Source organism: Shimia haliotis (assembly GCF_900114415.1).
Lineage (GTDB): Bacteria > Pseudomonadota > Alphaproteobacteria > Rhodobacterales > Rhodobacteraceae > Shimia > Shimia haliotis.
Genome location: NZ_FOSZ01000001.1, coordinates 137,477 through 162,927, shown reverse-complemented (window position 1 = coordinate 162,927; position 25,451 = coordinate 137,477). Strand labels below are relative to the sequence as shown.

The 25,451-nt window shown below is 58.0% G+C and carries 29 protein-coding genes; 18 read left to right on the top strand and 11 right to left on the bottom strand.

What is annotated here, in order from left to right:
• Window positions 1-193: 193 nt before the first annotated feature.
• Together BM069_RS00775 and gph are read right to left on the bottom strand one after the other, a co-directional pair.
• Window positions 194-769, bottom strand: a complete 576-nt coding sequence (locus BM069_RS00775; RefSeq protein WP_170846636.1) for a PA14 domain-containing protein — start codon at window positions 767-769, stop codon at window positions 194-196.
• A gap of 88 nt (window positions 770-857) precedes the next feature.
• Window positions 858-1,520: a phosphoglycolate phosphatase gene (gene gph / locus BM069_RS00770; protein WP_093319071.1), complete on the bottom strand. Its 663-nt coding sequence runs from the start codon at window positions 1,518-1,520 to the stop codon at window positions 858-860.
• A 241-nt stretch (window positions 1,521-1,761) separates the two neighbouring features.
• Here gph and BM069_RS00765 point away from each other — a divergent pair, with 241 nt between their 5' ends.
• Window positions 1,762-2,676 (top strand): LysR family transcriptional regulator, encoded by a 915-nt coding sequence (locus BM069_RS00765; protein ID WP_093319068.1) that lies wholly within the window; start codon window positions 1,762-1,764, stop codon window positions 2,674-2,676.
• 8 nt (window positions 2,677-2,684) lie between these two features.
• Here BM069_RS00765 and uraH read toward each other — a convergent pair whose 3' ends face one another.
• The gene (uraH, locus tag BM069_RS00760; RefSeq protein WP_093319065.1) at window positions 2,685-3,038 is read right to left on the bottom strand and encodes a hydroxyisourate hydrolase; all 354 of its coding nucleotides are present in this window, start codon (window positions 3,036-3,038) and stop codon (window positions 2,685-2,687) included.
• 288 nt (window positions 3,039-3,326) lie between these two features.
• On the opposite strand from uraH, the gene aceE reads away from it, so the two are divergent.
• The 3 genes from aceE to lpdA are packed head-to-tail and all read left to right on the top strand — an operon-like array spanning window position 3,327 to window position 9,006.
• The gene (gene aceE, locus BM069_RS00755; protein ID WP_093319063.1) at window positions 3,327-5,981 is read left to right on the top strand and encodes a pyruvate dehydrogenase (acetyl-transferring), homodimeric type; all 2,655 of its coding nucleotides are present in this window, start codon (window positions 3,327-3,329) and stop codon (window positions 5,979-5,981) included.
• A 24-nt stretch (window positions 5,982-6,005) separates the two neighbouring features.
• Window positions 6,006-7,268, top strand: coding sequence for a dihydrolipoyllysine-residue acetyltransferase (locus tag BM069_RS00750; protein WP_093319060.1), 1,263 nt, complete (start codon window positions 6,006-6,008; stop codon window positions 7,266-7,268).
• A gap of 10 nt (window positions 7,269-7,278) precedes the next feature.
• Entirely contained in the window at window positions 7,279-9,006 is a 1,728-nt protein-coding gene (gene lpdA, locus BM069_RS00745) for a dihydrolipoyl dehydrogenase (protein ID WP_093319057.1), read from the top strand.
• 162 nt (window positions 9,007-9,168) lie between these two features.
• Here the strand turns inward: lpdA and hisH are convergent, their stop codons facing one another.
• The gene (gene hisH / locus BM069_RS00740; protein ID WP_093319055.1) at window positions 9,169-9,807 is read right to left on the bottom strand and encodes an imidazole glycerol phosphate synthase subunit HisH; all 639 of its coding nucleotides are present in this window, start codon (window positions 9,805-9,807) and stop codon (window positions 9,169-9,171) included.
• 57 nt (window positions 9,808-9,864) lie between these two features.
• Entirely contained in the window at window positions 9,865-10,476 is a 612-nt protein-coding gene (locus BM069_RS00735; protein WP_093319052.1) for a TetR/AcrR family transcriptional regulator, read from the bottom strand.
• Window positions 10,477-10,619: 143 nt separating this feature from the next.
• Between BM069_RS00735 and BM069_RS00730 the strand changes: the two genes are divergently transcribed.
• Window positions 10,620-11,189, top strand: a complete 570-nt coding sequence (locus tag BM069_RS00730) for a DUF2306 domain-containing protein (RefSeq protein ID WP_244503488.1) — start codon at window positions 10,620-10,622, stop codon at window positions 11,187-11,189.
• Here the strand turns inward: BM069_RS00730 and hisB are convergent.
• Window positions 11,186-11,773, bottom strand: a complete 588-nt coding sequence (gene hisB, locus BM069_RS00725; RefSeq protein WP_093319048.1) for an imidazoleglycerol-phosphate dehydratase HisB — start codon at window positions 11,771-11,773, stop codon at window positions 11,186-11,188. The two genes, BM069_RS00730 and hisB, sit on opposite strands and share 4 nt — an antisense overlap.
• A gap of 142 nt (window positions 11,774-11,915) precedes the next feature.
• On the opposite strand from hisB, the gene BM069_RS00720 reads away from it, so the two are divergent.
• A complete protein-coding gene (locus BM069_RS00720) occupies window positions 11,916-12,155 on the top strand; it encodes an Lrp/AsnC ligand binding domain-containing protein (RefSeq protein WP_093319046.1) in 240 nt (79 codons plus the stop codon).
• 65 nt (window positions 12,156-12,220) lie between these two features.
• On the opposite strand, the gene guaD is transcribed toward BM069_RS00720, so the two are convergent.
• Window positions 12,221-13,516 carry a guanine deaminase gene (gene guaD / locus BM069_RS00715; RefSeq protein WP_093319043.1) on the bottom strand — a complete coding sequence of 432 codons (1,296 nt, stop codon included), beginning with the start codon at window positions 13,514-13,516 and terminating at the stop codon, window positions 12,221-12,223.
• 149 nt (window positions 13,517-13,665) lie between these two features.
• Here guaD and mgtE point away from each other — a divergent pair, with 149 nt between their 5' ends.
• Both mgtE and BM069_RS00705 read left to right on the top strand, forming a co-directional pair.
• Window positions 13,666-15,060 (top strand): magnesium transporter, encoded by a 1,395-nt coding sequence (gene mgtE, locus BM069_RS00710; protein ID WP_093319041.1) that lies wholly within the window; start codon window positions 13,666-13,668, stop codon window positions 15,058-15,060.
• A gap of 6 nt (window positions 15,061-15,066) precedes the next feature.
• The gene (locus BM069_RS00705; RefSeq protein WP_093319038.1) at window positions 15,067-15,624 is read left to right on the top strand and encodes a 5-formyltetrahydrofolate cyclo-ligase; all 558 of its coding nucleotides are present in this window, start codon (window positions 15,067-15,069) and stop codon (window positions 15,622-15,624) included.
• Here BM069_RS00705 and BM069_RS00700 read toward each other — a convergent pair.
• On the bottom strand, window positions 15,621-15,887 hold the full coding sequence (locus tag BM069_RS00700) for a DUF333 domain-containing protein (protein ID WP_093319036.1): 267 nt from the start codon (window positions 15,885-15,887) through the stop codon (window positions 15,621-15,623). The two genes, BM069_RS00705 and BM069_RS00700, sit on opposite strands and share 4 nt — an antisense overlap.
• Window positions 15,888-15,988: 101 nt before the next feature.
• Window positions 15,989-16,222: a putative hemolysin gene (locus tag BM069_RS00695; RefSeq protein ID WP_093319033.1), complete on the bottom strand. Its 234-nt coding sequence runs from the start codon at window positions 16,220-16,222 to the stop codon at window positions 15,989-15,991.
• Between the two features lie 195 nt (window positions 16,223-16,417).
• On the opposite strand from BM069_RS00695, the gene BM069_RS00690 reads away from it, so the two are divergent.
• The 3 genes from BM069_RS00690 to BM069_RS00680 all read left to right on the top strand — a co-directional run bounded on the left by BM069_RS00690 (window position 16,418) and on the right by BM069_RS00680 (window position 19,976).
• Entirely contained in the window at window positions 16,418-17,236 is an 819-nt protein-coding gene (locus BM069_RS00690) for a TIGR00282 family metallophosphoesterase (protein ID WP_093319031.1), read from the top strand.
• 1 nt (window position 17,237) lies between these two features.
• Window positions 17,238-18,113 (top strand): DMT family transporter, encoded by an 876-nt coding sequence (locus BM069_RS00685; protein ID WP_093319028.1) that lies wholly within the window; start codon window positions 17,238-17,240, stop codon window positions 18,111-18,113.
• A 78-nt stretch (window positions 18,114-18,191) separates the two neighbouring features.
• Window positions 18,192-19,976 carry an SLC13 family permease gene (locus BM069_RS00680; protein ID WP_093319026.1) on the top strand — a complete coding sequence of 595 codons (1,785 nt, stop codon included), beginning with the start codon at window positions 18,192-18,194 and terminating at the stop codon, window positions 19,974-19,976.
• A gap of 17 nt (window positions 19,977-19,993) precedes the next feature.
• Here BM069_RS00680 and BM069_RS00675 read toward each other — a convergent pair whose 3' ends face one another.
• Window positions 19,994-20,719, bottom strand: coding sequence for a helix-turn-helix transcriptional regulator (locus BM069_RS00675; protein ID WP_093319023.1), 726 nt, complete (start codon window positions 20,717-20,719; stop codon window positions 19,994-19,996).
• Between the two features lie 97 nt (window positions 20,720-20,816).
• On the opposite strand from BM069_RS00675, the gene BM069_RS00670 reads away from it, so the two are divergent.
• A complete protein-coding gene (locus BM069_RS00670; RefSeq protein WP_093319020.1) occupies window positions 20,817-21,356 on the top strand; it encodes a peroxiredoxin-like family protein in 540 nt (179 codons plus the stop codon).
• A 54-nt stretch (window positions 21,357-21,410) separates the two neighbouring features.
• Here BM069_RS00670 and BM069_RS00665 read toward each other — a convergent pair whose 3' ends face one another.
• The gene (locus BM069_RS00665; protein WP_093319018.1) at window positions 21,411-21,794 is read right to left on the bottom strand and encodes a DUF2147 domain-containing protein; all 384 of its coding nucleotides are present in this window, start codon (window positions 21,792-21,794) and stop codon (window positions 21,411-21,413) included.
• A 137-nt stretch (window positions 21,795-21,931) separates the two neighbouring features.
• Here BM069_RS00665 and hisA point away from each other — a divergent pair, with 137 nt between their 5' ends.
• The 6 genes from hisA (at window position 21,932) to BM069_RS00635 (ending at window position 25,237) form a co-directional block, all read left to right on the top strand.
• Entirely contained in the window at window positions 21,932-22,654 is a 723-nt protein-coding gene (gene hisA / locus BM069_RS00660; protein ID WP_093319015.1) for a 1-(5-phosphoribosyl)-5-[(5-phosphoribosylamino)methylideneamino]imidazole-4-carboxamide isomerase, read from the top strand.
• On the top strand, window positions 22,651-22,944 hold the full coding sequence (locus tag BM069_RS00655; RefSeq protein ID WP_093319013.1) for a hypothetical protein: 294 nt from the start codon (window positions 22,651-22,653) through the stop codon (window positions 22,942-22,944). The genes hisA and BM069_RS00655 overlap by 4 nt, the downstream gene beginning before the upstream one ends.
• Before the next feature lie 88 nt (window positions 22,945-23,032).
• Window positions 23,033-23,506, top strand: a complete 474-nt coding sequence (locus BM069_RS00650) for a DUF2867 domain-containing protein (protein WP_093319010.1) — start codon at window positions 23,033-23,035, stop codon at window positions 23,504-23,506.
• A 38-nt stretch (window positions 23,507-23,544) separates the two neighbouring features.
• The gene (gene hisF, locus BM069_RS00645) at window positions 23,545-24,342 is read left to right on the top strand and encodes an imidazole glycerol phosphate synthase subunit HisF (protein ID WP_093319007.1); all 798 of its coding nucleotides are present in this window, start codon (window positions 23,545-23,547) and stop codon (window positions 24,340-24,342) included.
• On the top strand, window positions 24,339-24,650 hold the full coding sequence (locus BM069_RS00640) for a phosphoribosyl-ATP diphosphatase (RefSeq protein ID WP_093319005.1): 312 nt from the start codon (window positions 24,339-24,341) through the stop codon (window positions 24,648-24,650). Before hisF ends, BM069_RS00640 begins: the two co-directional genes overlap by 4 nt.
• A gap of 62 nt (window positions 24,651-24,712) precedes the next feature.
• Window positions 24,713-25,237 (top strand): hypothetical protein, encoded by a 525-nt coding sequence (locus tag BM069_RS00635; protein ID WP_093319002.1) that lies wholly within the window; start codon window positions 24,713-24,715, stop codon window positions 25,235-25,237.
• Window positions 25,238-25,451: the final 214 nt, after the last annotated feature.

Sequence of the window (25,451 nt, the reverse complement as noted above, 5' to 3'; positions counted from 1 at the left end):
TGACCCAGCCGCACAAGCTGGCCTCCTGCGATCCACTCGCTGACGCGGTGTCCGTTGCACAAAATCCCGTATCTCGCGCAGAAATAGGGCACCGACGGATTGCCGACGTGATACCGACAGAATACCGACGTTTACAATTTGCGCACAAAAAAGGGGGCGATCGCCCCCTTCTGTGCATCTATTGTGGTTAACGCTATTTGTAGCCAAATGCCGAGTTCGGGATCAGCTGGCGCTTGCCACCGGGGGATTTCCATTCCGATTCAAGGCACGCCGTGCCTTCTTTTTGAAAGTAAACCGCTTTGAATTCGTACCAGCCCGCGCTTGGGACTTTGATCTTCGGACGCCCCGCGCTGGCGCAGGGGGTGATGCCTGTCAACTTCGCCACTGACTGTCCGCCAATCCAGAACTGGGAGCCATCATTGCTAAAGAATTCAAGGTCATAAGTGCCCGCCGCCGGAAATTTGATGTAGCCAGAAATATCCGCGACCACGAGCTCTGCCAGACCAGATGTCAACACTTCGGCCCCGCGCCCTTTGTCCGGATAGTTCAATCCCGCAAGCGGCTTACCAGGCTTGGCCTTCTTTGCCCGTTGCTTGGCCGCGCTGATGTCCCGCACCGACCGTTCGCCGGTGTAATAAGAGACCTTCAGGCCTTGCTTTAGACCCTTAGGTTGTGGATTCGCCGGTGAAACCTCGATCTCCGCAGCACTCACCGCCCCCGCAACCATGAGAGAAACGACCGCCAACCCCTTGGCAAAAAACGATTTCATGAACACACCTCCCGAATTGTCACGATTTGGAGACAGCCTAGTGACAAAACGGCGTTTGGAGCAAGCGACGATTGCGTGACGACAGGCATTATCCCCTGTCGCCAAAGACCTCATCAACGATGCCCATGAACCTCGCATAGTCAGAAAACACAAAATCATGTGCCAGTGCTTGCACAGGTTTTTTGCGATAGCCCTCTGTGAACAATGCGAATTTCGCCTTCGCGGCGACAGCGGTTTCCGCGTCTGTTTCGCTGTCCCCGACATACAGCATCGGACCCGCCCCCAGCGCTTGCCACACTGCATTCAACGGCTGAGGATCCGGCTTGCGCGCCGCAAATGTGTCACCGCCCACAACGCTTTCAAACAGCGAATCCCAGCCAAAGACGCGCAACACCTGCCGAGCGGCTTCCTCCGGCTTGTTTGTGCAAATGCCCAGCAAAAACCCCTGATCCACAAGCGTTTCCAGCATATCCTCAACACCATCATATGGTTTGGTTAAAGCCCCGTCCGCCGCGTTGTAAATTCCGAGAACCTCATCATGTAGATCTTGATATTCGGATGCCTCAACCTCACGCGCTTTCATCGCCAATTGGATCAAATTCGGCAGGCCTTTGCCGACAAAGGAAATCAACGTTGGCAAATCAAACGGATCATATCCCCGACCGCTCCAAACCCGGTTAACCGCATCCAAAATTTCAGGCGCGCTGTCGACAAGCGTACCGTCCAGATCAAAAATAATGATATTTTTCATGATGTTCCTCAACTAACGCTGGCCATTTTTCCACGACAAAAGTCACACAAAAATTGCGCACTCGCCCTAAGGCTTTGCCAATTTGCGGGCATCAGCGGCATAGCATTCACACCAGCGGATTGCACACGGTTCCCCACAACAAATCCGGGAGCCCGCCATTCAGTTGACTCTCGCACAGCCCTGCCGTCCTATCTATTGGCAAAAGCTCCGAACAGCTTCAAAAATATCCTGAAGATCAATCATGTCCTACTTCGACAACATTCGCACCTTTGTCCGCGTCTACGAACTCGGCAGCATGTCCGCCGCAGCCCGCGACCAACGCATCTCTGCGGCGGTGGCTTCGTCGCGCATATCCCAACTCGAAGACTACCTTAGCGTTCGATTGTTTCACCGCACCACGCGGCAACTTAACCCCACCGAGCAGGGCAACATCTTTTATGAAGGGGCCTGCAAGATACTTGAGGCGATTGACGAAGCCGAGGCCGCAATCAACTCCATCACTCAAAGCCCCCGGGGGTTGTTGCACGTGGCCGCCCCGCTTGGCGTCGGACGCCGCCTCATCGCACCATTAATCCCTGAATTCAAAAGAGAATATCCGCTTATCGATCTGCGCCTTCGCTTGTCTGATCGCAAACTTGACCTTACGGCGGAAGGCATCGACGCGGCCTTTTTTCTAGGCGTGCCGGAAGACAGCAGCCTACGGATCAAGAAAATTGCCGATTGCGCCCGCGTTCTGTGCGCGGCGCCGTCCTATCTCGCGGAACGGGGCGCGCCGGAATCTCCGCAGCAACTCACAGCCGGAACTCACGACTGTCTGAACTTGCGCTATCCCGGCGCTCCGGAGTTTCAGTGGCCACTGGAAATGCCGGACGGAGTGCAAAGGTTTGCCGTCAAAGGACCCTTTGAATCCGACGACGGCGATGTCCTTACTGACTGGGCGCTGGCGGGCCTGGGGATCACCCTCAAGCCCGTCTTTGAGATTGCCGAACACCTTAGCTCCGGTGCCCTGCAACCTGTCCTCACCGAGTCTCCGCCGGTGCCGATCCAAATGGCATTGCTTTATACCCACAGACGCCATCAGGATCCCAAAACGCGTCTCTTTATTGATTGGATGACGCCACGGGTTCAGGCTGATCTCAAAAAATCAACCTTATAAACAATCCATTAGCTGCCTCTGTAGGTCGAATATCCAAAAGGCGACAGCAGGAGAGGCACGTGATAATGATCACGTTCATCCATACCGAAACGGATTGGAATGCCGTCAAGAAACAGCGTTTCTCCTTCAGCCTGCCCCGTTTTTCGAAGGTAGTCACCACAGAAGAAAATCAACTCATAAGTGCCGGTTTTGAATTTTCCCTCCGGCAGGATTGGCGCATCTGTGCGCCCGTCCGCATTGGTTGCAGCTTCGGCGATTTTGCGGTGAGAATTTCCAGAAACGCGGTAAAGCGCAATCTTAATGCCTTCTGCAGGACAGCCGCGTGCCGTGTCCAAAACATGCGTGGTGAGATAGCCGGTCATCCTTCGCCCCTTTTTCAACAGTAATTGAATAGTTCGCTTAGGCAGACTTTAGGTTCCGCAGACATCTCCTGAAAGCGCTTTCTGCAAAACCGCAGGTTTTCATTGAAGGCCACGGTCACGCAAAATCATGCAACGTCTCGCAACCTCGCCAGACACCGCCCCAAAATTAACCTTAACGTAAGCTTTTCCGTGAGCGCATGGGAGCCATGCGTGACAGAGGCTATCCAAATAGTTTAATATTAAACTATAAGCTTCACCAACTTGGATTTCAGTGGAGGAGACGCCCGTATGGCGAATGAGTTTCCCGATATCGACCCGGTAGAATCCCAAGAATGGCAGGATGCCATTGAGGATGTGATTGCACGGGACGGCCCCGATCGGGCCCATTATTTGTTGGACAAAGCCGTGCAGCAGGCCCGCGCAGCGGGGGCGACGCTGCCTTTCTCTGCGACCACACCATACCAAAACACCATTCCAACGGATGATCAGGAAGAGTTCCCCGGTGATCTGGACATGGAATGGCGCATTCGCACCATCAACCGCTGGAACGCCATGGCCACTGTTGTGCGCCGCAACAAGGAAAGCAGCGAATACGGTGGCCATATCGCCTCCTTCGCCTCTTCCGCCGTCATGTATGATATAGGGTTGAACCATTTCTGGCGCAGCAAGTCCGCGATCCACGGTGGCGACCTTGTGTTCTTTCAGGGGCACGTCATTCCCGGCATCTATGCGCGGTCCTTTATGGAAGGACGTTTGACCGAAGAACAGCTTGAGAATTTCCGCTCCGAAGTGTCGGGGGGCGGTCTTTCCTCCTACCCTCACCCCTGGTTGATGCCGGATTATTGGCAGTTCCCGACTGTTTCCATGGGCCTCGGCCCCCTGATGGCGATCTATCAGGCGCGGTTCATGAAATACATGCACAACCGTGGCCTGATCGACATGGCTGACCGCAAAGTCTGGTGTTTCCTTGGCGACGGCGAAATGGACGAGCCCGAAAGCCGTGGCGCGATTGACCTTGCGGCACGCGAAGGGTTGGACAACCTGATCTTTGTGGTGAACTGCAACTTGCAACGCCTTGACGGCCCTGTGCGCGGCAACCACAAAATTGTCCAAGAACTCGAAGGCGATTTTCGAGGCGCTGGCTGGAATGTGATCAAGCTTTTGTGGGGCAAAGGCTGGGACGCGCTGCTGGAGAAAGACACCTCCGGCAAACTGCGTCAGTTGATGGACGAGACCGTTGATGGCGATTATCAGACGTTCAAATCCAAAGACGGCGCCTACATACGCGAGCATTTCTTTGGCAAATATCCCGAGACCGCCGCTTTGGTGAAAGACTGGACCGATGAACAGATCTGGTCTTTGCGTCGGGGCGGACATGATCCACAGAAGGTCTATACCGCGTTCAAACGGGCCTCTGACACCAAAGGGCAACCGACCTGCCTGTTGGTCAAGACCGTCAAAGGCTACGGCATGGGGTCCGCTGGCGAAGGTCAGAACACCACCCACCAGCAAAAGAAAATGGCTGAGGATCAGCTGCGCGCCTTCCGCGACCGCTTTGAAATTCCGGTCAGCGACGAAGATCTGCCCAAAGCGCCTTTTGTCAAACTCAACAACGCGCAAAAGGCCTACCTGGCGGATCGTCGTAAGGCTTTGGGTGGGGAATTCCCGAAGCGCGAAAGCCAATCGCCCAAGATGGAAATTCCGGCGCTCGACAAATTCGCGGCGCAGCTCAAAGGCACAGGCGAGCGCGAAATCTCCACCACGATGGCGTTTGTGCGCATCCTGACCACGCTGTTGCGCGACAAACAGATCGGAAAACAGGTTGTGCCGATTGTGCCGGATGAAAGCCGCACCTTTGGTATGGAAGGCTTGTTCCGCTCGGTCGGGATTTATAACCCCGAGGGGCAGAAGTACACGCCCGAAGACGCCGATCAGATGATGTATTACAAGGAATCGACCAGCGGTCAGGTTCTTCAGGAAGGCATCAACGAGGCCGGTGCGATGGCGGATTGGATTGCGGCGGCGACGTCTTATTCCAACCACGGCGTGCCGATGATCCCCTTCTTCATCTACTACTCGATGTTTGGCTTCCAGCGGATCGGTGATCTGGCTTGGGCTGCTGGCGACAGCCGCGCGCGCGGCTTCATGCTGGGCGGCACGGCGGGACGCACCACGTTGAACGGCGAAGGACTGCAACACGAGGACGGCCACAGCCACATCCTTGCCAGCACCATTCCGAACTGCATCACTTATGACCCTACCTTCCAGCACGAAGTGGCGGTGATCGTGCAGCATGGGCTGAAGCGGATGTATGAGGATCAGGAGGATGTGTTCTTCTACCTCACGCTGATGAACGAAAACTACGCGCATCCTGACATGCCAATGGGTGTCGAGGACGAAATCATCAAGGGTCTTTATCGTTTCAAAGAAGTAAAGAAACCGTCCAAGAAGCATGTGACGCTGATGGGTTCCGGCACCATTCTGGTGCAGGCGATCAAGGCGGCAGAAATGCTTGAGGCCGACTTTGGTGTGACCAGCGAAATCTGGTCGGCGACCAGCCTTAACGAGCTGGCGCGGGATTGTCAGGATGTGGCACGCCACAACCGCCTGAATCCGCTGGCAGCGCCGAAGGTTTCCTTTGTGGCCGAGCAGTTGAGCAAGGCCAAAGGTCCTGTGATCGCCGCGACCGACTACATGAAAAACTACGCCGAGCAGATCCGCACTTGCGTGCCGAACCGTTACACGGTGCTGGGCACGGACGGCTTTGGGCGCTCTGACAGCCGTGTGAACCTGCGCCGATTCTTTGAGGTGGACGCCAACCACATCGCGGCGGCGGCCATGGTAGACCTCTATCGCGAGGGCGCTGTGAGCAAGAAAGACCTTGAGGCCGCATTGGCCAAATATGACATCGACGGCGCCAAGCCGAACCCGCGTCTGGTGTGATCGGGAAGAGAGGAGAATTTCCAAATGACTATTGAAGTTAAAGTTCCCGACATCGGCGATTTCTCTGATGTGCCAGTGGTTTCCGTTCTGGTCAGCATCGGAGATGTGGTCAGCGAAGAAGACCCGCTGATTGAGGTCGAAAGCGACAAGGCCACGATGGAAGTACCGTCGCCTGCGGCTGGCAAGATCGTCGAAATCAAGGTCGGCGAAGGCGACGCGGTCTCTGAAGGGTCACTGATCCTGCTGTTGGAAGCAGACGGTGGCGCGGTCTCGGAGGTCGTCGAGACCTCCTCACCCGCGGCCGCCCCTACACCGTCAGCGCCGAGCGCACCGGTTGCACCAGCGACGGCTCCGGCGGCTGTGACAGACGCAGGTTTTGGTAAGACGCATGCTTCGCCGTCCGTGCGGGCCTTTGCTCGTCAGTTGGATGTTGATCTGGCGAAGGTCAACGGATCGGGCCGCAAGGGCCGCATCCTGCGCGAAGATGTCACGGCCTTCCTGAAATCCTCGACCGCCGCTGCGCCAGTGGTTGGCACGGCTTCGGGTGGCATGGGCATTCCGCCCATTCCGGCGGTTGATTTCTCCAAGTTCGGCCCTGTCGAAGATGTGGAAATGCCACGCATCAAGAAGCTCTCGGGTCCGGCCCTGCACCGCAGCTGGTTGAACATTCCGCATGTGACCCACAACGACGAAGCGGACATCACCGACCTTGATAAATACCGCAAGGAAATGGACACGATGGCCAAGGAAGACGGCTATCGCGTGACGCTTTTGTCCTTTGTTATCAAGGCGTCTGTGTCGGCGTTGAAGCAACACTGGGAAGTGAACTCGTCGATCCATCCCGATGGCGACAAGCTGATCAAGAAAGATTACTACAACATCGGTTTCGCCGCAGATACGCCCAACGGGTTGGTGGTGCCGGTGATCAAGGATGCGGATCGCAAGGGCATTGTCGAGATTTCCAAAGACCTTATGGATCTGTCCGGCAAGGCACGTGCGGGTGAGCTGAAGGGTCCTGACATGCAGGGCGCGACGTTCACCATTTCCAGCCTCGGCGGGATTGGTGGCACGTCCTTCACTCCGATCGTGAACGCACCTGAGGTGGCGATCCTCGGCCTGACCCGCTCCAAGATGGCGCCGGTCTGGAATGGCGAAGAATTCGTGCCGCGTTTGATGCAGCCGCTGTCGCTCAGCTATGACCACCGCGCCATCGACGGGGCTTTGGCCGCACGGTTTACCGTGACGCTGAAAACCCTGCTGGGTGACATGCGCAAGTTGATGTGGTGAGGAGATGACAATGGATGTTCAAGTTCCTGATATTGGTGACTTTTCCGAAGTTCCCGTTGTCTCCGTTCTGGTGTCGGTTGGCGACACCGTGGCAGCCGAAGACCCGCTGATCGAGATCGAAAGCGACAAGGCCACGATGGAAGTGCCTTCGCCCGCCGCAGGCGTGGTGAGGGAGATCAAAGTCTCTGAGGGCGACAATGTTTCTGAAGGCAGCGTGATCCTTGTGCTGGAGGCAGACGGGGCCGACGCGGCTCCGAAAGCGGCGGCTCACAAGGCGCCTGCTGCGCCGCAGGCAGTGGCCGCAACAGGCACCGCAACGGGCGCTGGCGATGTGCATGCGGAAGTCGTGGTTCTGGGCTCTGGTCCGGGCGGCTATACGGCGGCGTTTCGGGCGGCGGACCTTGGCAAAAAGGTTGTGCTGATCGAGAAGGACAGCTCGCTGGGTGGTGTCTGCCTGAACGTGGGCTGTATCCCGTCCAAGGCGCTGCTGCATTCCGCCAAAGTGATCACCGAGGCCGAGGAAATGGGCGATCACGGCATCAGTTTTGCGAAGCCTGAAGTCGATCTGGCCAAGCTGCGCGACTGGAAGGAAAGCGTTGTAAATCAACTGACTGGCGGCCTTTCCGGCCTCGCGAAAGCGCGCAAGGTGCAGGTTGTGAAAGGCTTTGGCAGCTTGGTCGGGCCGAACATGATCGAGGTCGACAATGACGGCGCGAAATCCACGGTCAGCTTTGATCAATGTGTGATCGCCGCCGGTTCCGAGCCTGTCACCCTGCCATTCATTCCACATGATGACCCGCGGGTGATCGACAGCACCGGCGCGCTGGAGCTTGAGGATGTGCCGGAACGCCTTTTGGTGCTAGGCGGCGGCATCATTGGGCTGGAAATGGCGACCGTGTATGACGCGTTGGGTTCCAAGGTCACGATCGTGGAATTCATGGATCAGATCATCCCCGGTGCGGACAAAGATGTGGTGAAACCGCTGCACAAACGGATTGAAGGACGGTATGAGGCCATCCTGACAAAAACCAAGGTCACAGCCGTTAACGCAACGGACGCTGGGCTTGAGGTCACGATGGAAGGCCCCAAGGGCGAGGTCGTGGACACCTTTGACAAAGTTCTGGTGGCTGTCGGGCGTCGTCCCAATGGCGGCAAGGTCAACGCAGGTGCCGCTGGCGTGGCAGTGGATGAACATGGGTTCATCGCGGTCGATAGCCAGCAACGCACTGGTGTGTCACACATTTTTGCCATTGGCGACGTGGTGGGCCAGCCCATGCTGGCGCATAAGGCGGTGCATGAGGGCAAGGTCGCTGCAGAGGTCGCAGCAGGTCACAAGCGCCACTTTGATGCGCGCGTGATCCCGTCGGTGGCCTATACCGATCCCGAAGTGGCTTGGGTTGGCGTGACCGAGACCCAAGCCAAGGCCGAAGGTATGAAGGTTGGCAAGGGTGTGTTCCCTTGGGCGGCGTCTGGTCGGTCGCTGTCTCTCGGACGTTCCGAAGGCCTTACAAAATTGGTGTTTGACGAACATGAGCGCGTGATTGGCGCGGGCATTGTTGGCCCCAACGCGGGTGATCTGATTGCCGAGGTGGCGCTGGCCATCGAGATGGGCGCGGATGCGGTAGATCTTGGCCATACAATCCACCCGCACCCGACCCTGTCGGAAACGGTGAACTTTGCGGCCGAGATGTTTGAAGGCACAATTACGGACCTGATGCCGCCCAAAAAGCGGAAATAAATTCAGCCAGTTAAGACATTGAACGCCGCCCAATCGGGCGGCGTTTTTGTTGGCGGTATCACGTCGGTATTTCGACGGTGCAGAAACGAGGGAATCGCTCTGGCGAAGAACATAAAAGCAACGGTTGATGGTCCGGCAATCCGACCCTGAGCCCAGCGGATTTTACGGCGCCCACTTCAGGAAATTGCCGATCATGCGCAGACCGATGTCCTGACTTTTCTCGGGGTGGAACTGCATACCGACCATTGTGTCGCGACCGATAATGGCTGTGACGTCACCGCCATAATCGACATGGGCCAGACGCTCCGCAGGGGTTGCAACGTGGAATTGATAGCTGTGTACGAAATAGGTGTGGTCACCGCTTTCGATACCGTCCAGAAGCGCATGCGGGTGGTCAATCACCAGATCGTTCCAGCCCATATGCGGCACCTTGAGTGCCTTGTCCGCAGGTTCAATCTTGCGCACGTCACCGGCAATCCACCCCAGGCCTGAGGTTTCTTCGTACTCATGACCGGTGGTCGCCATCAGCTGCATGCCGACGCAGATACCAAGGAAGGGGCGGCCTTTTTGTTCGACCGCTTCGACCATGGCGTCGTAGATGCCCTTGTGGCCGCGCAGTTCGGCGGCGCAAGCGGGAAATGCTCCGTCACCAGGCAGAACAAGACGGTCGGCACGGGCCACGACATCGGCATCAGACGTCACCACGACCTCTCCGCCGTCTACTTCGCGCGCCATACGTTCGAACGCCTTTTGGGCGGAGTGCAGGTTGCCGGATTCATAGTCGATGATGGCTGTCAGCATGGCAGAAGTCGTCCCTGAAATCGTCTGCCTCTCACCTGACGCAGAGGAGCGCAGAGGTCAAGGCTTTGGCGCGGTGCCGATGCGATCCAGCAACGCCATGACCTGATCAAATGGCCCGTCGGCAACATCGGAGGGCGCGGTGCACCCAAAATGGCCGCGCACAAACAGCATGGTATAGCCGTGAATGAGCGACCAGACCTGAAATTCGACCACTTCGGGCTGTGTGCCAGCGGGCACAAACGGCGCGCAGGCATCGCGCAGAATTTGATAGGCGGAGCTGTCGTCATGCTCGATCGGCTCGCGTTCCAACTCGGTCATGTCGATGCCAAAAATGGTGTCGAGCAGGGCGCGGTGGCTCAGGCCAAACTGCACATAGCCACGGCAAATGCCCCTGAGGCGTGCGTTGGCGCTGTCGCCTTCGGAGCGGGCTGCTTCCAGCATGTGACGCGAAAAAATCCCAAAGGCTTCGCTGGCAATGGCGCCTTTCAAACCGGGCAATCCGTCAAAGTGATGCGCGGGGGCGGCGTGGCTGACCCCTGCCCGTGCCGCGCATTTGCGCAAAGTGAGCGCGTCGAGCCCATCTTCTTCGAGAATTTCGATTCCCGCATTTATCAGCGCGTTGCGCAGATCGCCGTGGTGGTGGGATTTCTTAAGTGATTTCACAGTCATATGAGAATTGTGCGGCATTGGCTTGACAGTGTCAAATTGACAGTGTCAAGTTATGGCAACTTTACACTGTCAATTTTTACGCGAGGGACTACCCTATGAAGGCTCTAATGACTGTGCGCACGTTTTTTCTTTGGTTTTTTTGTATGGCTGTCGGACTTTGGGCGCTGCGGTTTCTTTTGGCGGGTGTGGAGACGTCGATGGAGTTTGTCGCCTATCACGCGATCGAACGTCGGCTGGCGTTTTTTGCCCATGTCGGACTTGCGCCGGTGGCATTGATGCTGGTGCCTTTGCAGTTTTGGACGCGGTTGCGGATCGACCGCCCTGCCCTGCATCGGTGGCTGGGCCGTGTTTATGCGGTGGCCATTCTTTTGGCAGGAGTTGGCGGAATGCTGATGGCGATCGGCACGCAGGCGGGGCCTGTTGCTTCATTGGGATTTGGTCTGCTGGCGGTGGCGTGGGTTGGATCCACGGCGCTGGCGGTCTGGCACATTCGCAACAAGCGGGTCGCCTTGCACAAGGCATGGATGATCCGCAGCGCGGCTTTGACGCTGGCGGCTGTCACATTGCGGCTTGAGATGCCGATCCTGGCGATGACGATTGGGCTAGAGACAGGCTATCCGCTGGTGGCGTGGCTGTGTTGGGTGCCTAACCTGATGATCGCGGAATGGATGGTGCGCCGCCGTCCCGTCATGGGCGCGGCGCAGCCAGCTTAAAGCGCGCCTTTGGTCGAAGGCACGGCGTCGGCCTTGCGCGGGTCCACTTCGACGGCCTCGCGCAGGGCGCGGGCGACGGCCTTGAAAGTGGCCTCGGCGATGTGGTGGCTGTTGAAGCCGTGGATTTGGTCGACGTGCAAGGTGATACCGCCGTGGGTGGCGAAACCCTGGAAGAATTCGCGCACCAGTTCGGTGTCAAAGGTGCCGATCTTCTGGGTCGGCATCTCGACGTTCCAGATCAGATAGGGCCGTGCGGACAGGTCCAGCGCGGCGCGCACCTGAGCGTCGTCCATCGGCAGGTGGCAGGAGGCGTAGCGGCGGATGCCGCGCTTGTCGCCCAGCGCTTGTGTGAGGGCCTGACCCAGCGCGATGCCCACGTCTTCTACCGTGTGGTGGTCATCGATGTGGTAGTCGCCCTTGGCGCGCACAGTCATGTCGATCAGCGAGTGGCGCGACAGTTGATCCAGCATGTGGTCAAAGAAGCCCACGCCGGTCTGATTGTCGTAGGTGCCTGATCCGTCGAGGTTGATCTCGACGGTGATGTCGGTTTCCGCGGTGGCGCGGGTGACGCTTGCTGTGCGCATCGGGGTCGTCCTTTGGGTGTCTTTCACGGTTCTTATAGGAGCCGGTTGCGCGGGGGCCAAGGGGGCGGATTTCGGATTGTGTATCGGGTGGCATTTGTGCCAGCTTAAGCGCGAGAAATCAGAGCCAGAGAAGGGCCGCCCGATGACCACATGTGTATTCATTCAGATCCGCTGCAAACCCGGCACCACCTATCGTGTGGCCGAAGGTATTGCGCTGAAGGAAATCCATTCGGAGCTGTATTCCACGTCCGGCGATTATGATTTGATGATGAAACTCTACATTCCCGAAGATGCGGATGTGGGAAAATACATCAACGAGAACCTTCTTGATATCGACGGGATTGAGCGCTCGCTGACAACGCTGACGTTCAAGGCGTTTTAGAATTGCGGGCCTGCGCGCCGGTCCATTGGTCCAGTCCGGCGCCTACGGCTTGATTCCGAGCCTGATTAGCCCTTCACAAGCTGCCCATTGATCCACGTGGCCTTCACGGCGCGGTCGTCGCCCATCATGATGGTCGGGAAGATCGCTTCCCAGATGTCGTCTGCCCGCGACGAGCGTTGCGCGATGTCAGGCGTTGATGCGAGATTAAGCACGACAATGTCGGCCTCCATGCCTGCAGCCAGATTGCCGATTTTGTCTTCCATATGCAGGGACCGCGCCGAGCCTTGGGTGGCGAGCCACATCAATTGTGCCGCGTGCAGAGGTGTGTGGCGCAGTTGCGCGACCTCGTAAGCCGCCGCCATTGTGCGCAGCATCGAGAACGACGAACCGCCCCCCGTATCCGTGGCAAGACCGACGCGCTGGCCTTCATCCATCAGGGATTGCATTTCAAACAGGCCAGAGCCGATGAAGGTGTTGGAGGTGGGACAATGAATGAGCCCTGCCCCGACTTCGTGCAGGCGGGCGCGTTCGCGGGGTTCGAGGTGGATGGCGTGACCATAAAGCCCCTTTTCCCCCAGAAGCCCGAAGGCCTCGTAGGTGTCCAGATAGTCCCGCGCTTCGGGGAACATGCCGAGCACCCATTCGATTTCATCGGTTTGCTCGGACAGATGTGTTTGCATCAGACAGTCGGGATGTTCGGCCCAAAGATCGCCCAGCGCGCGCAATTGCTCGGGTGAAGAGGTCGGAGAGAAGCGCGGGGTGATGGCGTAGCTCAGGCGAGCTTGCCCGTGCCATTTGCCAATCAATGCCTTGCTGTCGTCATAGGCCGATTGTGCCGTGTCGCGCAGACCATCTGGTGCGTTGCGGTCCATACAGGTTTTGCCAGCTACGATGCGTTGGCCGCGTGACTGAGCGGCGGTGAAAATGGCGTCGACGCTTTCGGGATGAATGGTGCAATAGCTGACCATTGTCGTGGTGCCATGGCGTGCGGTCAGATCCAAATAGGTGCCAGCAATCTCGTCCGCATATGCGCGGTCGCCAAAGCGCATCTCTTCTGGGAAGGTATAGCTGTTGAGCCAGTCAATCAGGCGCTTGCCCCAGCTCGCGACAATGCCGGTCTGTGGATAATGCACATGGGCGTCGACAAAACCGGCACACAGCACAGCGTCGCCATAGTCCACAACCTCGGCCTCCGGATGCGCGGCGCGCATTGTGTCGGAAGGTCCGGTGGCAATGATCTTTCCGCCGTCAATCAGAACCGCTCCGCGGCGCTCGACACGGGCCGCTTTCTCCGGTTCGGTCTCGAAGGGGTTCGCGTCAAACGCGAGGGTTTGGCCCAGCAATAGTTTGGCGGCAGTCATCACGGTCTCCCAATCACGCAGCGCGCTCTCGTATCGCGCCTTTTTTGACGTGTAAATCGTCGTCTTACGTTGAACTGTATCAATCGATTGGCCTATTGTCGCGACAAGTTGGCCACGGCAGGCCGGCACCGACAGACCGGAGGCGCGTCATGAAAGAATTCGACGATCAGCACACTCCGGACACCCCCGAAGACGAAGACGCCTATCGGCTGGATCGCAGACTGGTTTCGGGCATCATATACGCCTTGGAAGCGCAGGATCGCGAAACGCTGATCGAGTTGCTGGAGCCGCTGCACCCTGCCGACATCGCGGACATCATCGAACAGATCAACCCCAATGACCGACGCCGCCTTGTGCAGCTGTATGGCGGGGAATTTGACGGTGATATTCTGTCGGAATTGGATGATGCTCTACACGAAGAGATCATCTCTATTCTGCGCCCGGACGTGCTGGCGGAGGCCGTGCGCGAGCTGGAAAGCGATGAAATCGTCGATCTGGTCGAAGATCTGGACGAACCCCAGCAGGAAGCCATTCTAGATCAGCTGGATGACGCCGACAGGGTCGCCGTGGAACAGGCGCTGTCTTTTCCGGAGAACACAGCCGGTCGCCTGATGCAGCGCGAAACGGTGTGGGTGCCTGAGGATTGGAACGTTGGGCAGGCCATTGACCATTTGCGCAATGCCCCCGAGTTGCCGGAACAGTTTTACCACGTGATTTTGGTCACGCCGCGCATGAAACCGGTAGGCAATGTCACCCTTGGCCGTTTGATGTCCTCCAAGCGTTCTGTACTGCTGCACACGATCGTCGAAGAGGAATTCCAGACCATTCCGGTCACTCAGGACGAAGAAGATGTCGCCTATGCATTCAACCAGTATCACCTGATATCCGCCCCTGTGGTGGATGCGGACGAGCGCTTGATCGGGATGATCACCATTGATGACGCCATGGCGGTTCTGGATGAAGAACACGAAGAAGACATTTTGCGCCTTGCCGGTGTGAGCGAGGAGACCTCGCTATCGGACACCATTTTTGAAGCTGCCAAGGGCCGCGCGACGTGGCTCTTTGTGAATTTGCTGACAGCAATCCTGGCGTCATTGGTGATTGATGCCTTTGCTGAAACCATTGACCAGATGGTGGCGCTGGCGGTTTTGATGCCAATCGTGGCCTCGATGGGCGGCAATGCCGGCACGCAGACCATGACGGTGACGGTGCGTGCGCTCGCGACCAAAGATCTGACCTCGCAAAACGCGCTGCGGGTGGCGCGGCGGGAATTGTCTGTCGGCGCGTTGAATGGCGTGTTCTTCGGCTTCATCATGGCCTTGGTGGCCGGTGCTTGGTTTGGCGTGCCGATGCTGGCCTTGGTGATTGGCATTGCGATGGTGTTCACCCAAATCGCGGCGGCCTTGGGGGGCATTGTCATACCAATGGCGCTGGATCGCGCCGGAATTGACCCTGCGCTCGCGTCCGGTCCGTTTGTCACAACCATCACAGATGTCGTTGGTTTCTTTGCCTTTCTGGGCCTTGCCTCCAGTATTCTTCTATAGGACGCCGTGATGGATCTGACCGCGATCAAAACCCAAGCACGCAAGGCCGCTTTCGCGCGTCGCAAAGCCGCCTTTGACACCGCAACCCCGGGCCAATCTGCGCATTTGTCAGAAGTTCTGGCAGGCTATCGCGGTGTGGCGCTGGCCGGATACATGCCGATCCGCACCGAAATCAGCCCTCTCGCCGCGATGGCCGAGGCGGCTGCGCACGGCCCTGTCGGTGTGCCGGTCATTCAAGGCGAAGCCATGCCGCTTGAATTTTCCCGATGGGAGCCCGACGCCCCGTTGCGGGACGGGCCATTCGGGGCGCGTGTCCCGATTACGGATGCCTTTTTTGAACCGGAAATTGTGATTGTTCCGCTGGTGGCGTTTGATGCCAAAGGCGGGCGGCTTGGCTATGGCGGCGGGTTTTATGACCGCACGCTGGAACGGCTGCGGGCGCGACGGGCAACTCTGGCGATAGGTTTTGCCTTTGATGCCCAAGAGGCAGACGAGTTGCCTCTTGAACCAACAGATCAGCCGCTCGACATGATGATCACCGAAAGCCGGATCATCGAGCTTTAGAGCGACCCGCCAGTGGCGTTTTTACGGAAATAGACAAAGGCGTCTTCTTCGCCGCCGTTGCCGAACTTACAAACACCGGTCACGCTGCCGTCTGCTTGCTGACGGGCCTCATAACTGTGACCGCGGTTGGTGCAGAATTCGGCAGCGTAGTTTCCCGAGAAGGCCGGATCATTGGCATAAGCCGGCTCAAACGGGTTGGACGTGGAACATGCTGACAAGGTCAGGGTTCCGGCAAAAAGGGCAGTCGCGAAGAGTGGTTTCATCAAGGCACCTGTTTAAAAATATCCTTTCTACGATACGCCAAAGAAGAAGGCCTGCAACAGTCTTGACCGGCGGGTCACAAAAACATGGGGCAAAGGCTGTCTTACTCCGGATTGTTTTCACGGAAATACCTCCACTCGTCCACCTCAGACCCATTAGGCAAAACGCAAAGGCCGGATTCGCTGCCGTCAGCCGCTTTGACAATCTTGGACGTGCCACCCTTCTCGACACAATAGACTGATGCTGGATTGGCCATGCCAACCATATCGTCTTTGCTGTCTTCGGCTGAGCATGCGGCAAGGGCTGCGGCCATGGCGAGGGGAACAATTTGCTTCATCTGAGGCTCCTAAAAAGCTTGGTCATGGAAATAGGGACAAAGCTACTTTGCGCCGGAACATGCCCTTGGACAACGCCTTTGCCGCCAGAAGTGCGTTGCCCGTCCATTGTCGCCCGCGACTTCATCCCGCCAAAAACACTCAATCCCGCCATCTGTGCTTGAGCTAGCGCTCGAAGGGGGATAGGCCATTGCGGTATGAAAATACTCTTTCTTGGTGATGTAATGGGCCGCGCGGGCCGTAAGGCGATTGCCGAGCGGTTGCCAAAGCTGCGCGAGGACTGGAAGCTGGATTTTGTCGTGGTGAACGGCGAGAACGCGTCCAATGGCATGGGGCTTTCGGGCGCCCATGCAAAAGTGATCCTTGAGGCCGGTGCGGATTGCATCACGCTGGGCGATCATGCGTTTGACCAGAAGGACATGATGCAGTTCATCCAGAGCGAGCCGCGGGTGTTGCGCCCGCTGAATTACTCCAAGGGAGATGTGCCGGGCAAAGGGTTCCGCGTTTTTGAAGCGCGCGGCGGACGCAAGGTGCTGGTGACACAGGCTCTGGGCCAGGTGTTTATGAAACAGCCTTATGGCGACCCGTTTTCCGCCGTGGATCAGGTATTGCGCACGCATCCGCGCGGCGGCCTGGTACAGGCGGCCATTGTCGACATGCATTGCGAAGCCACATCGGAGAAAATGGGCATGGGCCATTTCTGCGACGGGCGGGCCAGCCTTGTTGTCGGCACCCACACGCATGTTCCGACGGCGGACACGCAGATTCTGCCCAAGGGCACCGCATTTCAGGCTGATGCTGGCATGTGTGGCGACTATAACTCTGTGATTGGCATGGAAAAAACCGAACCCATGCGGCGGTTCGTGACCGGCATGCCCAAGGCCCGCTTCACACCGGCGCTGGAAGAAGCAACGCTATCCGGTGTCTATGTCGAGACCGATGACAGCACCGGTCAGGCCACCCGTATCGAGATGGTGCGCCAAGGTGGCCGTCTGAGTCAGGCGGGGCCTCTTTGAAATGATGCAATGGCGGTGGTTTGGCATCCTGCTGGCAATCGGGGCCGGATGGGGGATCACACAGCCACTGACCAAAATTGTGGTGTCGGAAGGGTATGAGCCTCTCGGCCTGATTTTCTGGCAGCTGGCGCTGGGGGCCGCATTTATGTTTGTGGCCCGGCTTGCGATGGGCAAGTCCATCGCCCTGCCCCCGCGTCTTTTGTGGTTTTTCCTGCTGATCGCGGCCCTTGGCACCGTGCTGCCCAACAGTTTCTCGTATCGGGCAGCTGCAGAATTGCCGGCCGGTGTTATGTCGCTGGTGATTTCACTGGTGGCGATGTTTGCGTTTCCTGTCGCTCTCCTCCTTGGCGTGGACCGGTTCAGCTGGCTGCGGCTTGGCGGGTTGGTTCTGGGACTTGGCGGCGTGTTCCTGTTGGCGGAGCCTGAAGCTTTGCCGGATCCGGCGATGGTTGTCTGGCTGCCAATCGCGGTGATCGCGCCGCTGTGTTATGCCTTTGAGGGCAATATCGTCAGCAAATGGGGCATGCACGGGCTTGGGCCGGGGCATGTTCTTTACGGGGCCTCTGTGGTGGGGGCGATTGTGGCTCTGCCGCTTGCGGTTGGTTCAGGCCAGTTCATTGATCCGCGCACCGAATGGAACGCGCCGGAATATGCCTTGCTTTTGTCGTCGGTGATCCATGTGATTGTCTATACCGCCTATGTCTGGCTGGTGAGCCGCGCAGGGTCGGTCTTTGCGGCGCAGGTGAGCTATTTGGTGACAGGCACGGGCGTACTCTGGTCGATGCTTCTGCTTGGTGAGCGTTATTCGCTGTGGGTCTGGGCGGCCTTGGGTTTGATCCTTATGGGCATGTTTCTTGTGCAACCGCGCGAAGATTGACGCTAAGACCCCTGTTAATTCGCTTGCCCGACCGAGGGGCCATGTTACATCTGGGCCGGATGTGACTTTGGAGCGCTCATGCAGCTTTTTGACTTTTCGCAGACAACCGAGGCCGTGCTGGCCCTGACCACTGTTGCGGTGATGTTTGCCCTATTCCTGCGTGAGAGCTATCCGACCGAGGTTGTGGCCATCGGCGGGGTGGCGTTCCTGTTGTTGTCTGGCGTCTTGCCCTATGACGCAGCGCTTGCGGTTCTGTCCAACCCTGCGCCGTGGACCATTGGAGCGATGTTCATCGTGATGGGCGCCTTGGTGCGCACGGGCGCGCTCAGCACCTTTACCCATATGGCTGACAAACAGGCACGCACAAATCCCAAACTGGCGATTGCCATGCTTCTGGTTTTCGTGATTGTGGCCTCAGCCTTTGTGTCCAACACACCGGTTGTGGTGGTGATGATCCCTGTGTTCACGCAATTGGCGCGGACGCTGAACACTTCCGCCTCCAAACTGCTGATCCCGCTGAGTTATGCGGCGATCATGGGCGGCACGCTGACATTGATCGGGACGTCGACCAACCTGTTGGTGGACGGGGTTGCGCGCGCTGAAGGTCTGGAGCCGTTCACGATTTTCGAAGTCACGCCGCTGGGTTTGATCGTGGTGGCTTGGGGAATGCTCTATCTCTATCTCTTTGGCGACAAGCTGTTGCCGGAACGCGCCAGCATGGCCGACCTTTTGTCAGGTTCCAACCGCAGCCAGATGAAGTTCTTTACCGAGGCCGTGATCCCAGCGGAATCCAACCTGATCGGGCGGGAAGTCACGGGGGTTCAGCTTTTCAAGCGCGAAGGTGTGCGCCTGATCGACGTGATCCGCGGCGACACGTCGCTGCGGCGCAATCTGCAAGGCGTGGAGTTGCAGGTCGGGGACCGTGTGGTTCTGCGCACAAAAATGACCGAGCTTCTCAGCCTGCAACGCAATAAATCTCTGAAACGGCTGGATCAGGTGGGCGCGGTGGAAACCACCACAGTTGAAGTGCTGATCACTCCGGGCTGCAAAATGGTGGGGCGGCGTCTTGGGGCGCTGCGTTTGCGGCGTCGGTTCGGGGTCTATCCACTTGCGGTTCACCGTCGCAACCAGAACATCGGCCAGCAGCTTGATCAACTGGTGGTCCGCGTTGGTGACACGCTGTTGTTGGAAGGTGCGCCGGAAGACATTCAACGTCTGGCCGCCGAGATGGATATGGTCGATGTGTCCCAGCCATCGGAACGCGAATACCGCCGCGGACACGCGCCGATCGCTTTGGGGGCGATGGCGGCGATTGTGGTGTTGGCCGGCCTTGGCGTGGCACCGATTTTCCTGTTGTCGATTCTGGCGGTCGCAGTTGTGTTACTGACCCGCTGTATCGACGCGGATGAAGCGTTTTCCTTTGTGGACGGGCGGTTGTTGGCCCTGATTTTCTCGATGCTAGCGATAGGCGCGGCCTTGCAGGCTTCGGGCGCTGTGTCGCTTGTAGTTGAAGCCTTGGCACCTTTTGTCGGGCAGATGCCACCATTCCTGATGGTTTGGGCGATCTATTTGTTGACCTCGGTGCTGACGGAACTGGTGTCAAACAACGCTGTGGCCGTGGTTGTCACCCCCATTGCCGTGGGGCTGGCGACAGCGATTGGCGTTGATCCCAGACCGCTGGTGATTGCCGTGATGATTGCCGCCTCTGCCAGTTTTGCCACGCCCATCGGGTATCAGACCAATATGCTGGTGTTTGGTCCTGGCGGATACAAATTCACCGACTTTATGAAAGCTGGCATTCCGCTCAACCTGTCCATCGGGCTTCTGGCGTCGGCGGTGATCCCGTTGATTTGGCCTCTCTGAGGGACCGGAAACAAGGGTCAGGCCGCACGCAAGACTGTGGGCGCGACGCCGTAGGCTTTGCGGAATGCGCGGGTGAAGGCCTCAGGTGAGGCATAGGCATAGCGCCGTGCCACCGCATCAATGCGATCGCCACGACGCACATCCTGATGAGCCAGAATAAGGCGCCAGCGTCGCAAATACCCCATCGGGGTTTCGCCGACCGTTTCCGCAAAAAGCTCGGTGAAACGCGACAAGGACAAACCCGCCTGCCCGGCGAGATCCGCCGCGGTCCAGAGTTTTCCGGGGTGGTCATGAATCGCAACAACCGCGCGCGAGAGGCGCGGGTCAGCAAGGCCCGCAAGCAAGCCAACCTCTGTGCTACCTTCGCGCATCTGTTCTCGTAACAGGCGCACCATCAGCGCCTCTCCCAGTCGGGAAATCACCGATTGCGCACCGCAACGACGGCCTTTGACTTCGGCATACATCAACTGCACCAGTGTGCGCGTGTCGGCCTGATCGGTCAGATCGAGATCAATGCGGTCCGGCATGGCAGCCATCAACGGATTGGATGGCCCCGACCAGTCCACGCGGGCGGCAAACATCAGCCGCTCCTGATCCGCCCAATCAGATACCCCGCGCGTAAAAAACCGTACTTCGTGTGGCTCGCTGTCGCCGTTGCAGATCGCAATCAGATTGGCCTCTCCCTCCGGCGCGGGGGTCACGGTGAGATGGAACTTTTCAATCAGGGTTGTCAGGCGGTCCATAGCCAGATTCCGTCGTTTTGGTCAGATAATTCGGAATTATCATAGCAAAACACCTGCAACAAGCACAGACAAGGAAATGTCGCAATGGAGAATAGACATGTTGATGCCCCGCCAGAAAACCCCTGGTCTCGCCCTGCCCCTCGTTGGTGGCGGCCAATTTGATTTGTCAGCAGAAGGCTCTGAGCGTGGCACCCTTGTGTGTTTTTACCGCGGCCTGCACTGCCCGATCTGCGCGACCTATCTTAAGGAGCTGGACAAGCAGGCACCGGCCTTTGCCGAACGCGGTGTGAGCGTGGTTGCAGTGAGTTCGGACCCCGAGGACCGCGCCGCGGCAATGTTGGAGAAAGTGGCGCCGGTGAATGGCCTGCGTGTGGCCTATGACCTGTCTCTGGACGCGGCACGGGATTGGGGGCTGTATATCTCAACCTCGCGCGGCAAAACGTCGATTGGCATCGAGGAGCCTGCGCTGTTCTCGGAGCCGGGCGTGTTCCTCGTATCCCCTGATCAGTCGCTCTATTTCGGCTCGGTGCAGACCATGCCATTCATGCGCCCGCATTTCTCCGAACTGGTCGGTGCGCTCGATTTCGCAATCGCCAACAATTATCCGGCACGCGGCGAATACAGCGGCGCGGTGTAAACAAAAAAGGGCTCCCCGCGGGGAGCCCTTTGCTTTCGGGATACGGCCCTTAGATCAGAGGCGTGTCCAATTTTGCGACGAACACAGCAAACCGCCAGCAACGCAGCCCTTGAGTTTGATTTTGTTGCCGTTGAGTTGCATCTTGCCGATGTAGATTTTGTCGTTAGACGGACGCCAGACTTCGCCGGCATAAGCGCCGTCGCCTTTGGCTTCCATGTCAATCACCAGCTTTTTGCCGATGTTGGGGCTTTGGTATTCGCCGTCGCCGTTGAAGGTCTTGGCAATCGTGCCGCAGATTTTCGCGCCACAGGGTTTCATGTCGATGTGGGCATACGAGCCGTCGTCCACCTCGGTTTTCCACATGCCGAGGATCGGATCAGCGGACGCGATACCGGCGGTGGCCACGGTCATCACTGCCGCGAGAATAAGCTTTTTCATGATATTTCCTCCCATATTTGCGGGCCAGAGTGAGACAGGGGCCACTTTCGATCAACCCTGACTTGGCGGAAAGTTGCAATTCGTTCGAGAGCGTGTCACATCGCCAGCAAGCCAATTATCAACGACTGGACGTTCCCATGATCCTTTATCCTGCCATCGACCTGAAAGACGGAAATGCCGTGCGCCTTGTTCACGGGGACATGCAGCAGGAGACCGTGTTTAACGAAAACCCGGCCGCGCAGGCGCTGGAATTTGTGAAGGCAGGCTGTGAGTGGTTGCATCTGGTTGATCTGAATGGCGCCTTTGCCGGTGAGCCGGTGAATGCCGCCCCCGTAGAAGAGATCCTGAAACAGACCAAAGTGCCCGCGCAGCTTGGTGGCGGCATCCGCGACATGGACACGATTGCGCGTTGGATCGACAAGGGGCTGGCCCGCGTGATCCTTGGCACTGTGGCTGTAGAGAACCCTGACCTGGTGCGCGAGGCGGCCCGCGAATTCCCTGGCAAGGTCGCTGTGGGCATTGATGCGAGAGGCGGCAAGGTGGCGACCAAAGGCTGGGCGGAAGAGACCGACGTGATGGTCACGGATCTGGCGAAGTCCTTTGAGGACGCGGGCGTGGCAGCGATCATTTACACCGACATCATGCGCGATGGCGCGATGAAAGGCCCGAATGTGGAGGCCACAGCGGCGCTTGCAAATGCGGTGTCGATCCCTGTGATTGCCTCGGGCGGCGTGAGTTCGCTGGACGATCTGAGGGCGCTGAAGGCCTGCGGGGCGGACCTGAACGGGGCGATCTCGGGTCGCGCGCTTTATGATGGCGCGATTGATCTGGCCGAGGCGCTGGCGGTGATGAAAGCATGATCTGGGCGCGCCGCATAACCCTGCTGGTTTTGCTGGTGATTGTTCTGGCGTGTCTTGCGCCGCTCGCATCTTACCTCTGGTCGGAATGGGCGGCCGCAAAATGGGGCTGCGACTTTGGGTTGGCGCTTAGTCAGGACGGCTGTGTGGTCGACGGTGTGGACCGCGCGCCCATTTTGATGAAAACCTACTCTGCTGTGGCTTTGCTGGTGGTGACGCTGCCGGTGGCGTTTGTCTGTGCCATAGTCGGCATCATTGTTTTGGCCAAACGCCCGAAGCCTCAGGACGACTGATACCCTGCTGCTCTGTGACACCTCGTCGGATTGATTGGGTGGGCAGTTGCCTCCACCTTGGACCTGCGAACAGGACAAGGACCGAAGCATGACCGTGACGACCTCCCCTCTCCCGCCATTTAGCGCCTTGCACGACCGGTTTCACGCTGGCGATTTCATCGACTGCTTCCGCGTGCGCAGCGATATGCCGCTCCGCGCTGCTGCAAACACAATCACCAACTTTCCGGGCTGGGCGCAGGCTTTGGTGGGCCTACGCAACGTGGTTGTGCTGCCCTTCGGGCTGACCGGAGCCCTGCCCGCGGATTTTGCGGGACAAGAAAAGATCGGCATGTTTCCGATTGAAAGCGAGACCGAGCGCGAAATCATTGCCGGTTTTGACGACAAACATCTGGATTTTCGCGTGTCGGTGATGCGCGATGGCGACGATATTCTGCTGGCAACTTGGGTACATCGGCACAACCTTTTGGGCCGCGCCTATCTGGCGATGATTATGCCGTTTCATATCGCCATTGCGCGGGATGCGCTGCGGCGTGTCGCTAGCACTGGTCAAATGGCGGCATAAGTCCTAGAACCGCTGGCGACTATGAAGGGCGGACCAAGATGCTGAAAACCCGAGTGATCCCTTGCCTTGACGTGGCCGACGGGCGCGTTGTGAAAGGTGTGAATTTTGTCGGCCTGCGCGATGCGGGCGATCCGGTCGAGGCGGCGCGGGCCTATGACGCCGCAGGCGCTGACGAAATCTGTTTTCTCGACATCCATGCAACCCATGACAATCGCGGCGTGATGATCGACATGGTGCAACGCACCGCAGAGCAGTGTTTTGTTCCACTGACCGTAGGTGGCGGCGTGCGCTCCGTGGCAGATGTGCGCAAGCTGTTGCTGGCGGGGGCGGACAAGGTGAGTTTCAACTCGGCTGCTGTGGCGAACCCTGATGTGATTGCCGAAGCTGCAGCGCAATTTGGCAGTCAGTGCATTGTCTGCGCGATTGACGCCAAAACCATCGGACATGACGAAAACGGTGTGCCGAACAAATGGGGCATCTTTACTCACGGTGGCCGCAAAGAGGCGCTGGACAAAGATGGCAAGCCGATTGATGCAGTGGAATTCGCCAAGCTGGTGGTCGCGAAAGGCGCAGGGGAAATCCTTCTGACGTCAATGGATCGTGACGGCACAAAGGCGGGGTTCAACCTACCTTTGACACGCGCGATCAGCGATGCGGTGAATGTACCAGTGATTGCCTCGGGCGGCGTGGGCACATTGGATCATTTGGTCGAAGGCGTGACCAAGGGCGGCGCGAGTGCGGTGCTGGCAGCATCGATTTTCCACTTTGGCGAGTTCACTGTGCAAGAAGCCAAACAGCACATGCACGACGCGGGCATTCCGATGAGGCTGACATGAGTGTTTTGAACGAATTGGCGGCAACAATTGCCGAGCGCGCAAAGGCTGATCCCGAGAGCAGCTGGACAGCGAAGCTGTTGGCCAAGGGGCCTGAGAAATGTGCCGAGAAATTTGGCGAAGAAGCAATCGAAGCGGTGATCGAAGCCGTTAAAGGCGATCGCGAAAAGCTGACCTATGAGGCGGCGGATGTGCTTTATCATCTGCTGGTGATGCTTGAGGCAAGCGATGTGGCGCTTGACGATGTGCTGGCGGAACTGGCGCGGCGTCAGGGGCTGAGCGGTATTGCAGAGAAGGCATCGCGCGGCTGAGGGTTTGACCCGTCGTCCGCAGCACCTATAGTCGGGCAGAAGCGGGTTTCAGGGCGGCGTTGATGCGGCGGATTTTCAATCTACTGGCGATGGTTTTTCTGGTGGCTTGCGGCGTGCCGGAAGACGCAAAGGTGCCTGATATCAAAGGATTGGAGCGCGAAATTATTGCGTTGGGTGATTTTGTCGACGCCCATGAGGCGGCAAAGGTCGCGCAAATCTCTTACGACTATTCCTTGCAGCTCCGCTCCGAATACCAAGTCACCGACCCGCCACTCATTCACAACACAAAGGTCAATCAGGGCCTGCGCCCGCGCGGGCTATGCTGGCATTGGGCGGATGATCTTGAGGCGCGATTGCGGGGTGAGAATTTGCAGACACTGAGCCTGCACCGTGCGATTGCCAACTCCGACAATCTGCGCATTGAGCACAGCACCGTGATCCTCAGCGAGCGGGGCGCGCCGATGCAGAGCGGCATCGTGCTTGATCCTTGGCGGTACGGCGGGCATCTTTTCTGGGCGCCTGTGGCCGAGGATACGCGGTATCGGTGGAAGCCGCGAAGTCAGGTGCTTCTCAGCCGCGCAGAGTGATTTCTTTTCACACGGTATTAACTGGTTATCAGGCAATAAGGGCGGACTCTCACGCCAAAGACCGGCAGATCCTGTCGACATCCTGATCATGATTCTCACCAGTTTCAGACGTTTTGCAAAAACGTATTATTGGCCCGAGCGGGACTCGGTTTCGACCTTTCTCGGAGCGCGCAATCGTTTGGTATGCGGCTTTTCTTTTGTGGTCGGGTTAAAC

What these genes read in the sequence shown, in the direction of transcription:
- BM069_RS00775 (WP_170846636.1), bottom strand. Translation starts at nt 769, where the DNA reads ATGAAATCGTTTTTTGCCAAGGGGTTGGCGGTCGTTTCTCTCATGGTT.
- gph (WP_093319071.1), bottom strand. Translation starts at nt 1,520, where the DNA reads ATGAAAAATATCATTATTTTTGATCTGGACGGTACGCTTGTCGACAGC.
- BM069_RS00765 (WP_093319068.1), top strand. Translation starts at nt 1,762, where the DNA reads ATGTCCTACTTCGACAACATTCGCACCTTTGTCCGCGTCTACGAACTC.
- uraH (WP_093319065.1), bottom strand. Translation starts at nt 3,038, where the DNA reads ATGACCGGCTATCTCACCACGCATGTTTTGGACACGGCACGCGGCTGT.
- aceE (WP_093319063.1), top strand. Translation starts at nt 3,327, where the DNA reads ATGGCGAATGAGTTTCCCGATATCGACCCGGTAGAATCCCAAGAATGG.
- BM069_RS00750 (WP_093319060.1), top strand. Translation starts at nt 6,006, where the DNA reads ATGACTATTGAAGTTAAAGTTCCCGACATCGGCGATTTCTCTGATGTG.
- lpdA (WP_093319057.1), top strand. Translation starts at nt 7,279, where the DNA reads ATGGATGTTCAAGTTCCTGATATTGGTGACTTTTCCGAAGTTCCCGTT.
- hisH (WP_093319055.1), bottom strand. Translation starts at nt 9,807, where the DNA reads ATGCTGACAGCCATCATCGACTATGAATCCGGCAACCTGCACTCCGCC.
- BM069_RS00735 (WP_093319052.1), bottom strand. Translation starts at nt 10,476, where the DNA reads ATGACTGTGAAATCACTTAAGAAATCCCACCACCACGGCGATCTGCGC.
- BM069_RS00730 (WP_244503488.1), top strand. Translation starts at nt 10,620, where the DNA reads ATGGCTGTCGGACTTTGGGCGCTGCGGTTTCTTTTGGCGGGTGTGGAG.
- hisB (WP_093319048.1), bottom strand. Translation starts at nt 11,773, where the DNA reads ATGCGCACAGCAAGCGTCACCCGCGCCACCGCGGAAACCGACATCACC.
- BM069_RS00720 (WP_093319046.1), top strand. Translation starts at nt 11,916, where the DNA reads ATGACCACATGTGTATTCATTCAGATCCGCTGCAAACCCGGCACCACC.
- guaD (WP_093319043.1), bottom strand. Translation starts at nt 13,516, where the DNA reads ATGACTGCCGCCAAACTATTGCTGGGCCAAACCCTCGCGTTTGACGCG.
- mgtE (WP_093319041.1), top strand. Translation starts at nt 13,666, where the DNA reads ATGAAAGAATTCGACGATCAGCACACTCCGGACACCCCCGAAGACGAA.
- BM069_RS00700 (WP_093319036.1), bottom strand. Translation starts at nt 15,887, where the DNA reads ATGAAACCACTCTTCGCGACTGCCCTTTTTGCCGGAACCCTGACCTTG.
- BM069_RS00695 (WP_093319033.1), bottom strand. Translation starts at nt 16,222, where the DNA reads ATGAAGCAAATTGTTCCCCTCGCCATGGCCGCAGCCCTTGCCGCATGC.
- BM069_RS00690 (WP_093319031.1), top strand. Translation starts at nt 16,418, where the DNA reads ATGAAAATACTCTTTCTTGGTGATGTAATGGGCCGCGCGGGCCGTAAG.
- BM069_RS00685 (WP_093319028.1), top strand. Translation starts at nt 17,238, where the DNA reads ATGATGCAATGGCGGTGGTTTGGCATCCTGCTGGCAATCGGGGCCGGA.
- BM069_RS00680 (WP_093319026.1), top strand. Translation starts at nt 18,192, where the DNA reads ATGCAGCTTTTTGACTTTTCGCAGACAACCGAGGCCGTGCTGGCCCTG.
- BM069_RS00675 (WP_093319023.1), bottom strand. Translation starts at nt 20,719, where the DNA reads ATGGACCGCCTGACAACCCTGATTGAAAAGTTCCATCTCACCGTGACC.
- BM069_RS00670 (WP_093319020.1), top strand. Translation starts at nt 20,817, where the DNA reads ATGTTGATGCCCCGCCAGAAAACCCCTGGTCTCGCCCTGCCCCTCGTT.
- BM069_RS00665 (WP_093319018.1), bottom strand. Translation starts at nt 21,794, where the DNA reads ATGAAAAAGCTTATTCTCGCGGCAGTGATGACCGTGGCCACCGCCGGT.
- hisA (WP_093319015.1), top strand. Translation starts at nt 21,932, where the DNA reads ATGATCCTTTATCCTGCCATCGACCTGAAAGACGGAAATGCCGTGCGC.
- BM069_RS00655 (WP_093319013.1), top strand. Translation starts at nt 22,651, where the DNA reads ATGATCTGGGCGCGCCGCATAACCCTGCTGGTTTTGCTGGTGATTGTT.
- BM069_RS00650 (WP_093319010.1), top strand. Translation starts at nt 23,033, where the DNA reads ATGACCGTGACGACCTCCCCTCTCCCGCCATTTAGCGCCTTGCACGAC.
- hisF (WP_093319007.1), top strand. Translation starts at nt 23,545, where the DNA reads ATGCTGAAAACCCGAGTGATCCCTTGCCTTGACGTGGCCGACGGGCGC.
- BM069_RS00640 (WP_093319005.1), top strand. Translation starts at nt 24,339, where the DNA reads ATGAGTGTTTTGAACGAATTGGCGGCAACAATTGCCGAGCGCGCAAAG.
- BM069_RS00635 (WP_093319002.1), top strand. Translation starts at nt 24,713, where the DNA reads ATGCGGCGGATTTTCAATCTACTGGCGATGGTTTTTCTGGTGGCTTGC.